General features: G+C 35.6%; 10 protein-coding genes. All 10 read left to right on the plus strand.

Annotated features, from left to right (window positions below; translation table 11 throughout):
• The first annotated feature begins 511 nt into the window (after positions 1–511).
• The 10 genes from uxaC to AZF04_RS18575 all read left to right on the plus strand — a co-directional run bounded on the left by uxaC (position 512) and on the right by AZF04_RS18575 (position 13,379).
• Entirely contained in the window at positions 512–1,924 is a 1,413-nt protein-coding gene (gene uxaC, locus AZF04_RS18530; protein WP_082795435.1) for a glucuronate isomerase, read from the plus strand.
• Positions 1,925–1,928: 4 nt separating this feature from the next.
• Positions 1,929–3,320 (plus strand): family 4 glycosyl hydrolase, encoded by a 1,392-nt coding sequence (locus AZF04_RS18535; RefSeq protein ID WP_061950055.1) that lies wholly within the window; start codon positions 1,929–1,931, stop codon positions 3,318–3,320.
• Positions 3,321–3,383: 63 nt separating this feature from the next.
• Positions 3,384–4,223, plus strand: a complete 840-nt coding sequence (locus tag AZF04_RS18540; RefSeq protein ID WP_061950056.1) for a sugar phosphate isomerase/epimerase family protein — start codon at positions 3,384–3,386, stop codon at positions 4,221–4,223.
• A 744-nt stretch (positions 4,224–4,967) separates the two neighbouring features.
• Positions 4,968–6,296 carry an ABC transporter substrate-binding protein gene (locus tag AZF04_RS18545; RefSeq protein ID WP_061950057.1) on the plus strand — a complete coding sequence of 443 codons (1,329 nt, stop codon included), beginning with the start codon at positions 4,968–4,970 and terminating at the stop codon, positions 6,294–6,296.
• A 222-nt stretch (positions 6,297–6,518) separates the two neighbouring features.
• Positions 6,519–7,817, plus strand: a complete 1,299-nt coding sequence (locus tag AZF04_RS18550) for an ABC transporter substrate-binding protein (protein ID WP_153017306.1) — start codon at positions 6,519–6,521, stop codon at positions 7,815–7,817.
• 60 nt (positions 7,818–7,877) lie between these two features.
• The gene (locus AZF04_RS18555; protein WP_045480825.1) at positions 7,878–8,831 is read left to right on the plus strand and encodes a carbohydrate ABC transporter permease; all 954 of its coding nucleotides are present in this window, start codon (positions 7,878–7,880) and stop codon (positions 8,829–8,831) included.
• Positions 8,832–8,834: 3 nt separating this feature from the next.
• The gene (locus AZF04_RS18560) at positions 8,835–9,680 is read left to right on the plus strand and encodes a carbohydrate ABC transporter permease (RefSeq protein WP_045480827.1); all 846 of its coding nucleotides are present in this window, start codon (positions 8,835–8,837) and stop codon (positions 9,678–9,680) included.
• 15 nt (positions 9,681–9,695) lie between these two features.
• The gene (locus AZF04_RS18565; RefSeq protein WP_061950058.1) at positions 9,696–10,727 is read left to right on the plus strand and encodes a glycoside hydrolase family 88/105 protein; all 1,032 of its coding nucleotides are present in this window, start codon (positions 9,696–9,698) and stop codon (positions 10,725–10,727) included.
• 118 nt (positions 10,728–10,845) lie between these two features.
• Entirely contained in the window at positions 10,846–11,475 is a 630-nt protein-coding gene (locus tag AZF04_RS18570) for a YesL family protein (RefSeq protein WP_061950059.1), read from the plus strand.
• A gap of 110 nt (positions 11,476–11,585) precedes the next feature.
• Positions 11,586–13,379 (plus strand): cache domain-containing sensor histidine kinase, encoded by a 1,794-nt coding sequence (locus tag AZF04_RS18575; RefSeq protein ID WP_061950060.1) that lies wholly within the window; start codon positions 11,586–11,588, stop codon positions 13,377–13,379.
• The last annotated feature ends 6 nt before the right edge of the window (positions 13,380–13,385 follow it).

Below are 13,385 nucleotides of genomic sequence, written 5' to 3' on the forward strand. Positions count from 1 at the left end.
AAATTCACTCGCTGGTGATTCCAAAAGGGTGAGTGTAGTTTGAAAATCCACTCTGACGACGCTCTTTGAAGTCAGAGTTAGCTGAAGACAAGCCCTTGGGAAAGCAACGTCCTAAAGTGAAAATTAAAAACCAAATCGTTTCGTTTTCAATAAAAGTTAGGAAAGATGAAATCGGTTTAAGTGAATAAAACAGAACATCTATGATAAAAAAGCTTGAATGTTTGCGAATTCACTCGTTGATTGTAACGGTAGGTAGTGACTCCCAAAGGATGAGCGCGGTTTGAAGATCCACTCTGACGACGCTCTTTGAAGTCAGAGTTAGCTGAAGACAAGCCCTTGGGAAAGCATCTACCTAAAGTGAAAATTAAAAACCAAATCGATGAAATCGATTCAACTATTAAAATGGATAAAAAAATATAAAAAAGAAAAAATAACAACGTTTGCATTTTTGTTTCAAGATAGATAAAATAATAGAAGACTACTAGATTAATATCTTAAGGAGGATGATCAAGTGAGTTCATTTATTCATGAGGATTTTATGCTAAATAGTGAAACGGCTAAAACACTCTATCATCAATATGCAAAGGATATGCCTATTTTTGATTATCATTGTCACCTAAGTCCACAAGAAATAGCAGACAATAAGAGATTTTCAAATATATCGGAAATTTGGTTACATGGTGACCATTATAAATGGAGAGCAATGAGAACACTTGGAATTGAAGAAAAATATATTACGGGAGACGCAAGTGATAAAGAAAAGTTTTTAGCCTGGGCTAAAACGGTTCCTTATACAATTGGAAACCCTTTATATCATTGGACCCATACGGAATTAAAGAGATATTTTGGAATCGATAAACTATTAAGTGAAGAGACAGCAGAGGAGATTTGGGAAGAATGTAACCGTCAGCTTCAGCAAAGCGACTTTTCGGTTACGACCATTTTTGAAAAGTTTAATGTGAAGCTTGTCGGAACAACCGATGACCCGATTGATTCTTTAGAATATCATCAACAAATTAAAGAGAACGAAAATATTCATACAAAGGTCGTTCCTTCATTTAGACCAGACAAAGCTATTGAAATCGGTAGAGATACTTTTAATGAATATGTAACACAATTAGAAGAAGCGGCTAATATGGAGATTAACCAATATGAAGATTTATTAGCTGCACTAGACAACCGTGCATCTTTCTTTCATGAGAATGGCTGTCGCATCTCAGACCATGGATTGCAAACGTTACCAAATGAAACGGCTTCTTTTGAGGAAGCATCTTCTATCTTTAATAAGAAAAAGCAGGGAAATGAGCTGAGTAAAAAGGAAGAAGAGCAATATCGTACGTATACAATGCTCCACTTAGGAAAGCTCTACCATTCACTTGGATGGGCAATGCAACTTCATATTGGTGCTATAAGAAATAATAATATTCGAATGTTTAATGAGCTTGGTCCGGATACAGGCTATGATTCTATTTTTGATTATCACTTTGCTGAATCACTGAATGGCTTGTTAAGTGGTTTAGAGCAAGAAAATCAGTTACCAAAAACAGTTATTTATAATTTAAACCCAACTCATAACTATGTGGTTGCCACAGCTATTGGAAACTTTCAACAAGGTGGAGTAAGAGCAAAAATTCAATTTGGTTCAGGCTGGTGGTTCAATGACCAAAAAGACGGAATGCTTAAGCAGATGACTGATTTAGCGAATAACGGTTTATTAAGTACTTTCGTTGGTATGCTTACAGATTCAAGAAGCTTCTTGTCCTACCCAAGACACGAATACTTCCGTCGAACTTTATGTGATTTACTCGGAAGTTGGATCGAGCAAGGTGAGGTTCCAAATGATATGGATTTAGTAGGTAATATTGTTCGAGATATAAGCTTTAACAATGCAAAAGATTATTTTTCAATTCAAGGAGTGGAATAACAGCATGACTAACTTTACAAAAGCAAATAATGTTCAAATCGCTTATATAGGTGGTGGCTCTAAAGGATGGGCATGGGGCCTAATGAGTGATTTAGCTCAAGATCGTGAAATTAGTGGAACCGTTCGCCTTTATGATATTAATTCAGAAAGTGCAAAACAAAATGAATTAATTGGTAACCGCTTGAAAGAGCGGGAAGATGTTATAGCTAAATGGGATTATAAAGCAGTTGATACTTTATCAGAAGCGCTTGATGGTGCTGATTTTGTTATTATTTCCATTTTACCTGGTACATTTGATCAAATGGACTCAGATGTTCATTTCCCAGAAAAGTATGGGATTTATCAATCTGTAGGTGATACAGTAGGGCCAGGAGGCATGGTTCGCGCATTTCGTACGATCCCTTTATTTGTGGAAATGGCAGAGGCTATAAAGACATATTCTCCGAACGCATGGGTCATTAATTATACAAATCCAATGAGTTTATGTACAAGAACTTTATATAAAGTCTTTCCAGAAATAAAAGCAATCGGTTGCTGCCATGAAGTATTTGGAACTCAAAAAATATTAGCGGCTATGGTAGAAGAATTACTAGGAGTTCAAAATGTTAAAAGACAAGAAATTGATGTAAATGTTCTTGGAATTAATCATTTTACATGGATTGATCGTGCCTCATACAAAGGAGTCGATTTACTACCACTATATCAAGAATTTGTGGAAAAATACCATGAAACAGGGTTCGAAGGCTCAGAAGAAGGGCACTGGATGAACGATCACTTTTCATCTGCAGAACGAGTGAAATTTGATTTATATAAAAAATTCGGCTTGATTGCAGCGGCAGGAGATCGTCATCTTGCAGAGTTTATGCCGTTAAATTGGTATTTAGCAAACCCAGACCGTGTTCATTCATGGAAATTTGGTTTAACTCCTGTTGCATGGCGTAAGGAAAATGCAAAGAAGCTTGTTGAAAAAAGTAAGCGTTTAGTAAGTGGTGAGGAGCAATTCGAAATCAATCCTACAGGAGAAGAAGGAGTAGAAATGATTAAAGCTCTTATTGGATTGAAAACCTTTATTTCAAATGTAAATTTACCTAATCAAGGTCAAATGAGTGGAGTGCCTAACGATGTAATTGTGGAAACGAATGCTGTATTTAGTCATAATGGTGTTCAACCTATCGTATCAGGTGAACTTCCTCCTGAAGTCAATAAAATGGTTGCAGCCCATATCTTTACACAGGAAACGACGTTGGAAGCTGCGCTAGAAAAAAATAAAGAAAAAGCGTTCCGTGCATTTTCACAGGATATGCTTGTTCAATCTTTGAATCAAGAGCAAGCGAAGCAGCTTTTTGACCAAATGTTAATCAATACAAAGGACTACTTACCTGGTTGGGATTTATAAAATGTAAAACAAACGTAGAGTAGCGGAGAAATCCTGCTACTCTATTCATATAGGAGGGGAAACATGAAATTTTCTGTTTTTACGGTGATGACTCCTGATATAAGACTAGATGAGATACTTCCGCTTCTTAAAAAAAATGGATATGACGGTGTAGAATGGCGTTATAAAGCGAGTGAAAAAGACTTTAAGGATGAGAAGCCAAGCTTTTGGAGAAATAATCTTTGTACGATTGACCCTAAAGCAAGCGAAAAAGAACTTTTAAAGCTTAAACAATTAACACAATCCCATCATCTAGAAACGATTGCTGTTATCCCTTATTTGGAGGCGGGCGATTTGCAAGCAACAGAAAAAGTATTACAATCAGCAAAAACGATGCAAGCAAGGATGATTAGGATTGGGGTACCAACATTCAATTCAGGTATATCTATACAGCAACAGCTTGCTGATGCCGCATATAAAATCAAGCAAGTAGAGGAGCTTTGCCAGCAATATGAAATGAAGGGCTTAATAGAAACACATCATGATACGTTAACAACTAGCGCCTCATTAGCTTTAAAACTAGCGGAGCAATGTAACCCAGATCATATTGGTGTTATTTATGATCCAGGTAATATGGTTTTTGAAGGATACGAAAATCATGCGATTGCCTTACAAATGCTAGGTCCCTACTTAGCGCATGTTCATGCGAAAAATGCCATGCATAATCGAGATTCTGATCATATTGGCAGCTGGATTCGAAAATGGGCAAAATTAGATGAAGGACTGATGAACTGGCAGGAAATCATATCTACCTTGAAAGATATAGGATATGAAGGTTATATAGGTATTGAGGATTTTAGTCAATCGTTCTCAAGCGAGAAGGCATTAGCCTTTAATATTCAATACTTAAAATCTCTTTATTAAAATAAAAATGAGCTCATGTAGCAAAACTTGAAATAGTGAGTAATAAGATGCATATAGATAACGAATAGAACCGTCCTTCTTACAAGAAGGACGGTTCTATTCGATTAGTAGATTTTCTATGAATTACAGAAATCTAGCGGACACAAGATAAGGAGACTCCAGTGGGATGAGGTGGCGATGCCAAAATACACTTTTGAAAAAAATTAGTTGGGCGTCACCTCACGAACTCGGAGTGTTTTGAGGCAGCGAATTCCTGGACACCCAACATGTGTGGTGCTCCTCATTCATGCGTATGGTCCAAGTGCTAATTTTGCATAATATGGAGATAGGTTCCTAATTTTTATTAACTGAGTGAAATTGATTGTAACGGTAGGTAGTGACTCCCAAAGGATGAGCGCCGTTTGAAGATCCACTCTGACGAAACTCTGCGTAGTCAGAGTTAGCAGAAGACAAGCCCTTGGGAAAGCATCTACCTGAAGTGGAAATCAAACACCTAATCTTCCCGTTTTCACTATAAAATATAAATGATGAAATTGATTCATATAAGAAAATTATTTAATTGCTTTCTCATAGATGGTTCATTTAATTCTTATACTTTTCAACACTAATAAATTCATATTATTATAGAAAAAGAAAAAGTTTATTGTTTTTTAAAACTTATTTAACGTTTTTTATATAGTAAGAAATATGTATTTATTTATAATTATATTTGTAAGCACTTTCATTTATAGGGAGGTCAAAGTAATGCAGAAAAAGAAATGGAATATTTTATTATCATCAATGCTTATGCTTATCTTCATTTTAGTTGGTTGTTCAACAAATAATAATGAAGATTCATCAAGTAATGGAAATGAAGAATCAGAGGGTGGAAGCTCCGATCAGGTAACACTACGAGTTGCTTGGTGGGGTGGTCAAGAACGACATGATATGACACTTGAAGCAATTGATTTATTTGAAGAAGAGTATCCACATATTAAGGTAGATCCGGAATTCACTGCGTGGGATGGATATTGGGAACGCCTAAATACACAAGCAGCAGGAACGAACTTACCAGATGTTATTAATATGGATAATTCGAAATTGAATGAATATAATTCTCGTGATTTATTAAAAGATTTATCTTCATTAATAGAGGATGGATCCATTAATTTAGAAAATGTAGACGATGTTTATCAAGAAATTAATGAAGTAGACGGTGAGGTGTTAGCTGTATCATTAGGAGCTAATTCACTATCTGTTATTACAAATGAAACCGTTTTATCTGACCATGGTATTTCTTTAGAGCCAGGCTACACATATGAAGATTTAATGGAAGCAATGTTACAAATCAAAGAAGCAGAAGAAGCTGAAGGTAATGAATTTTTCGGTTTTGATTTTGCCAACGCAGAATTTGAACTATTCTTCTCTTATGCAAGACAAGCTGGAGAGTCTGTATTCAATGAGGATGGAACAGAATTAGGCTTTAGTGAGACAACATTAGTAGACTTTTTTAGCTTAGTCCAACAGCTTGTGAATGAAGGAGCAGCACCTCCTCATGATGTAACGATGGAATATGTGGATGGTGGAGACTCTATGGTAGGTACTGGCGAGGCAGCTGTATCGATGGCAGCTAGTAACCAAATTATTGGAGTTGCTCAACAAACAGAAGATGAGCTAGGTTTAAATCTTCTTCCTGCACTTGAAGGTGGAATCGATGGAAACTGGATCCGTCCTAGTATGTCATTTTCAATCTCTGCTCATTCTGAAAAAGAAGAAGCAGCTGCATTATTCATTGATTTCTTTACAAACAGTTTAGAAGCGAATGAAATTTTAATGGCTGATAGAGGAGTGCCAATTTCTTCGGAGGTTCGTAATCATTTATCGGATAAAGTAGAAGGACCAATTAAAGAAACATTTGATTTTCTTGAGTTAGTCGCTGATTATACAAGTCCAGCTGATCCATTATCACCTCCTGGAGAAACTGAGGTAAGAGGCTCATTCCTTCGTATTATTGAAATGTTAAAGTATGACCGTATTTCACCAGAAGAAGCAGCTGAACAATTTATGAACGAAGCGTCAAGCGTTTTAAATTAATACCACTTACTAAAGGGTGCTCAAGAAGTGTACTATGTCACTTTTTGAGTACTTTTTTTAAAGAATAGTAGCAAAAAGCTCCTTAAATTTGTACGAAAAATATCTAATTAAAATCGTTGTTTTTGAAAAGATATTTAACTTTTCTTCTCTATGGGAAAGGTGGAAAGTGAATTATAATTAGCAATGAAAGCACTTTCAGTCAGATTTAAGGAGGAAACATCAATGTTGAAAATCAAAAGTAAACTACTCGTTGTATTCATTACCGCACTTACATTAACGATTGTTGGATGTAGTTCTGGTGATACTGATAATGAAACAAGCGAAGAAGCAAGTGGAGACCAAACCGTTTTAAGAGTAGCTTGGTGGGGTGGACAAGAACGACATGATATGACCCTACAAGCGATTGATTTATTTGAAGAAAAAAATCCTGATATTAAGGTTGAACCAGAGTTTACTAGCTGGGATGGTTATTGGGAGCGCTTAAATACACAAGCAGCAGGTAGTAACTTGCCTGATGTTATTAATATGGATAATTCGAAGTTAAATGAGTATCATTCACGAGGGTTGTTATTAGATTTATCTGAGTTAATTTCCGCAGGTAATATTGACTTAGAAAATGTAGATGATATTTATCAAGAAATTAACGAAGCTGGAGAGGAAGTTTTAGCAGTTGCTATCGGAGCTAATGCTTTGGCATCTCTTGTGAACGAAGATGTAATGGAAGACCACGGCATTCAGTTGGAGCCTGGTTACACGTATGAAGAATTACAAGAAGCAATGCTAGAGATGAAAGAAGGAAATGATGATTTCTTCTACGGTTTTGATTTTGCCAATTCAGAGTTCGAGCTTTTTACTTTGTTTGCTCGTCAAAATCAACAATCTGTATTTAATGAAGATGGTACTGATATTGGCTTTACCGAAGATACATTAGTGGAATATTTCGACTTTGTACAAACAATGGTTAATTCAGAAGCATCACCATCACATGACATCACCATGGATTATGTAGATGGAGGGAATTCAATGATTGGTGAGGGCTCTGCGGCTATTCAAATCGGCGCTAGTAATCAAATCATCGGACAATCACAATCTACCGAACATACTTTAGGCTTAAACTTACTTCCTTCATTGGCTAATGGTGAAGACGCAAACTGGATTCGTCCAAGTATGTCATTCGCAATTTCAACAAATTCTGACAAGCAAGAAGCGGCAGCCACATTTATTGATTTCTTCACAAATGATTTAGATGCGAATGAAATTTTAATGGCAGAACGAGGAGTTCCGATTTCGTCAGAGGTTAGAAGCCATTTAGAAGGACTTGTAGATGAACCAACAAGGAAAACATTTGAATTTTTAGAAATGATAGCGGATTATTCTAGCCCGGCTGATCCTTTATCACCAGCAGGTGAAACAGAAGTGCGCGGATCATTTTTACGAATTATTGAGTTAGTCAAATATGACCGAATTACACCAGAAGAAGCTGCAAGTCAATTTATTGCAGAGGTAAGCTCTATTCTTTAATACATTTGGATACAAGCATCAGGCTATTATTAGCCTGATGTACCAAAGGAGGTTCGTAAGGTGAAGGAAAATAATGCAGTAAGTACTGAAAAGTCTGAGCCTTTTGAAAAGACAAAACAGCAGAAAAGAAAAGAATTAAAACAAAATCTAACAGGTTATGCGATCATATCGCCTTGGCTTATTGGATTTCTTTTATTAATAGTAGGGCCGATGATAGCGTCTTTATACCTTTCATTTACTAACTATGATATGTTATCAGCAGCCAGCTGGGTTGGCTTAGATAACTACAAAAATATATTAACGAGTGACCCACGATTTATGCAAGCATTGAAAGTAACACTAGTGTTTGTATTTATTTCAACGCCACTCAAATTAATCTTTGCCCTTCTTTTAGCTATGCTATTTAACACAGGTAGAAAAGGGACAGGCTTATTTACTACCATTTATTACATCCCATCCATTATTGGTGGTAGTGTTGCTATTGCGGTCGTTTGGAAGCAGTTATTTGGAAGAAATGGTGCAATGAACGAAATTATGGCAACACTTGGATTGCCTACAATGAACTGGATTGGAAATCCAGATACAGCTTTATCTGTACTAATTATTCTTGTTATTTGGCAATTTGGATCACCAATGATTATTTTCTTGGCAGGATTAAGACAAATTCCAGCTGAGCTTTATGAAGCTGCTAGTGTTGATGGCGCAGGCAGGTTTAGACAGTTTATGAAAATTACTTTACCAATGCTAACACCTGTTATTTTCTTTAACTTAATTATGCAAACAATTGGTGGATTTATGACGTTCACTCAATCGTACTTGATTACAGGTGGAGGACCGCTTGATGCAACCTTATTCTATGCTGTTTACTTATATGAAGTAGCATTTGAATATTTAAGAATGGGATATGCCTCAGCAATGGCTTGGATATTATTAATTTTAATTGGGGTTATCACTTTAATCTTATTTAAAACTTCAAATCTATGGGTTCACTATGAATCGGATGGAGGGAAGTAGCAGATGAAACACAAAAAAAGCTTAATAGGCAGTATTATATATTATACATTTGTAACAGCATTTGGTTTTGTCATGATTTATCCGATTTTGTGGATGTTTGCAGGATCTTTGAAGCCCGCTCAAGAAATATTTAATAATGCAGCTTCTCTTATACCAGGTATATTCGTTTGGGAAAACTATCCAATAGGCTGGCAAGGGTTTGGACGTACGGGGTTTGATATCTTCTTTAGAAACTCTTTAATCATTACGTCATTAACAGTAATTGGTGCGATTCTATCATCTAGTATTGTGGCTTACGGGTTTGCTAGATTAAATTTTAAATTTAAAGGATTGTTGTTTGCTTGTTTAATGGCAACCGTCATGTTACCCGTTCAAATCACTTTAATTCCACAATATATTCTGTTTCACAATATTGGATGGGTTAATACATTTTATCCATTAATTGTTCCAGCCTTTTTAGGTGGTACTCCGTTTTTTATCTTCCTATTAATTCAATTTATTAGAGGGATTCCTCGTGAATTGGATGAGGCGGCCATTATTGATGGATGCTCGACTTTCGGAGTGTTTTGGAGAATTATTTTACCACTATTGAAACCAGCATTAGTAACCGTTGCAATCTTTGCCTTCATGTGGTCATGGGATGATTTCTTAGCTCCATTAATTTATTTAAATGATATTAACCTTCAAACGGTTACACTTGGTTTGAGAAACTTCATGGATAATGAAGGAAATACGAGTTGGGGTCCTTTGTTAGCGATGTCATCTCTATCGCTACTTCCGCAATTAGTATTGTTTGCATTTTTCCAAAAGTACCTTGTAGAAGGGATTGCTACTACAGGACTAAAATAAGGAGAGTGTACTTGAATGAAACCGTTAATTTTTGATGAAAAAAAGGTAACTGACATTATTGACAAAATGGTGCAAAGAACATTTGAAATGGATTTGACTTGGGATTGGCCGGCAGGAGTTGCTTTTTACGGTGTTTCACGTGCCTATAAGGTGACAAAAAATGAAAGCTACTTAGAGTCCCTCAAGCAGTGGGTAGATGAGTATATTGAGTATGGTCTACCTAACATGTCTGTGAACATTGTATCAATGGGTCACACGCTTCTGTTTCTTTATCAAGAAACAGGCGATGAAGCTTATTTAGATTTAGCGATAAAAAAAGCGGAATATTTAATGCATGATGCACCTAGATTCGGAGAAGGTGTCTTTCAACACACAGTTGGCGGAGGCGTATCAGTCTTTCCTGAACAGGCATGGATTGACACATTGTTTATGGCAGGCTATTTTCTAATTCGATTAGGCGAACAGCTCGAAAATGATGAGTATTTGCAAGAAGGATTAAGACAATTCCACGGACATGAAAAATATTTACAAGATTCAAAAACGAATCTATATTATCATGGATGGGACCATTTACAGCAGAATAATATGTCTAGCATTTTTTGGGCAAGAGGAAATGCATGGGCAGCCTATACAATGGCTTCTGTTTTAGGAATTATCGACGTTCAAGAGCCTGGCTTTATGACGATTAATGGCTCACTTCGAGATCAGCTGAGTGCTTTATTAAAGCTTCAGTCTGAAGATGGACTTTGGCATACAATATTAACGGAACCAGATTCTTATACGGAAACGTCAGGGTCAGCAGGAATTGCTGCGGCATTAATTGTTAATGGAACGAATACACCAAAACGACATAAAGCTGCACAAAAGGCTTTAGATGCTTTAATAAATGAAGTAGATGAAACGGGTACGGTGACGAATGTCTCTACTGGTACAGCTGTTATGAATACAGCTGACGGGTATAGAGAAACGTCGAAAAAACGAATCGAGGGATGGGGACAGGGCTTAGCTCTTGCTTATTTCTCACATGTTTTAGCAAGAAAAAAATAGAATGTTGATCAAATAATTGGTAGGTTGAAGCTCTCAACCTATCAATTATTCATATAGAAAGATTGAAAGAATTGGTTTGTCAACCACGATTTTAAGGTAATTTATAGGAGTGATTTTAATGTGGCGTAGTATAGGAGATGGATTTTATCAATTGTGTGAAAGGTTTATGGCCTTAGCTATACTAAATGGACTTTGGTTCGGCTTTACGATATTAGGATTAGGTGTTTTTGGATGGGCACCAGCTACGTATGCGACTTTTTCTGTAATTAGAAAACAACAAATGAAGAAAGAGGCTGACGGGAAAATCTTTAAAACCTTTTTCCAGGAATACAAAAAGGAATTCTTTCGTGCGAACATTTTAGGAGCGATCTTATTATTAGCAGCCTTTTCTCTATATTTCAGTGCAGGTGCTTTTATAACAATGGATAGCTCTATATTGATAAGAGGTATACTATTAGTAGTGGCGTTTTTATTTAGTATGATTTTAATCTACATTTTCCCTGTATTTAGTCACTTCCAAATTCCTCTTTTAAAATATATTAGGTACTCATTCTTATTAGGACTAGCTAATTTGCATTACACCATTATTTTATTTGGTTTAATGATTTCGATTATTGTATTGTTTGGAGCGATCCCTGTCGTTATGGTGTTTTTCCTTATCAGTTTACCAGCCTCGATTATGATGTTTTTCTCTATGAGGATTTTTAATAAAATTCAACTAGAAAATGAGCAAGTTGTGAACGGCTAAACACAAATAACGCCTATCATCTGTTTCTTTTTAAGTCCATCTCAGATAAGATGATAGTAAATGTCAATCGCAACATTTATTCCTAGGATTACTTTATGGTGGGGGATATGATGAATATCTTTAAAAAATATAAAATCCGTCATATATTCTTTCTGAGCTTTTTTGCTTTTATGATTATTGTTTTTATCATTATAACTTTAATAGCCTATAGAATTACCGTTTCAGAAATGGTCGATTCGGCGACGGATTATCAAAAAGAAAATCTTTTATTAATGAATGAAGATTTGAATGAAACACTCAAAAACTATGAGGAATTATCCATTCAGCTTTCTAGGCAAAATTCATTTCGGGAAGTATTACGAAACAATGAAGAAGGCTATTCAGAGCGAAGACTGTTAAATTCCTTATCACAAGATTTTTCAAATACAGTGTACAGTGTTGCTGGTATGCAATCGATAGAAATTTTTTTAGATAAAGCTCCTATGAGTAGTGATATCCAATCACCTGTTCGTTTTTATTCCATGGATCATTTACAAGAAAAGGAGTGGAGTAGACATTTAAAAAATACGACGACTTCTTGGATTGGAGTACGGGAAGTTTTACACCAAACGAGAGTAGACGAAGTCATAAGTTTTGGTAGAAATGTCTATTCTACCAAAGGAGATTTGGTCGCTGTTTTAGTATTAAATGTCCACACTGATATGATGGATGAGTGGTTAAGCTCTAAGGCAATGCGTTCTAATTTATATGTTTTAGATTTAAATCAGCATGTTATTTCGAGTTCATCAGGTGCACCACTAGATCAAGAGTTACGTCAGATTTTACAGGGACAAGCCCAAAGTATACAAGAACAAAAAGGTGTACATTTTAATATTAATCAGGAATCAAATTATGTAATCGTTGCATCCAGTATTGCAGCCTCTAATTGGACGCTTATTGAAGCAACACCTTATAATGAATTTACAAGTAGTGGTAAATTAATAGCGGCTACATTAACATTAGTAGGATTAATTTCCATCATCTTAGCGTTTTTTGGTACATGGTTTTTAACAAATAGATTTACAAAACCGATTGATCAATTAACCCATGTCATTGATTTATATCCAAAAAGCGACCTATCAAGTTCATTACCTAAGGACTATGAAAATGAGTTTGGTCAGCTATTTAAAGGCTACAGCCAGTTAATTTATAGAAGCAATCTGTTATATGATTCATTAATTGAGCAAAATAAAAGACAAAGAGAGGCAGAAATAAAGGCTTTACAGGCTAATATTAACCCTCACTTTTTATATAATACATTGGACCAATTGAATTGGGATGCTATTGAGCAAGACAATATTGAAATGAGTCGAATGCTTGAGCTTTTAGGAAAAATGCTCAGAATCGGTTTGTCAAATGGCGAAAGTATTTTAAGCATCCGAGATGAATTAACCTATTTAGAATACTATTTGAAATTACAAAAAATAAAAATGGGAGATTCATTTTCATATTCCATTGAAGTACCTGAAGAAATAAAAAATTTGTATATTCCGAAACTAACGTTCCAACCCTTTGTGGAAAATAGTATCATCCATGGGTTTCATCAGCAAATGGGTGGAGTGATTACAGTTAAAGCAAGTATTGAAGATGAGGATTTAGTTTTTATTATTGAAGATAACGGTTCTGGGATTCAGAAATCAACTTCAAAAAACAATCAATATGGTGGCTATGGGATGAAAAACGTTAGAGAGCGTTTTGATGTGTATTTTGGTCGAGAGGCTTCAATATCGGTTGCAAATAGGCGGCATGGTGGAGCAGCCGTATTTATAAGATATCCTTTAGCTCATTCTAAAGAAAGATTTCAATTAGAAGAAGCGATGAAACCTACTATTTTATTTGAAGAATGGAATCAAGATAAAAGCTAAGCTAAC

The sequence above is a fragment of the Alkalihalobacillus trypoxylicola genome (genome assembly GCF_001590785.1).
GTDB classification, from domain to species: domain Bacteria; phylum Bacillota; class Bacilli; order Bacillales; family Bacillaceae_D; genus Alkalihalobacillus; species Alkalihalobacillus trypoxylicola.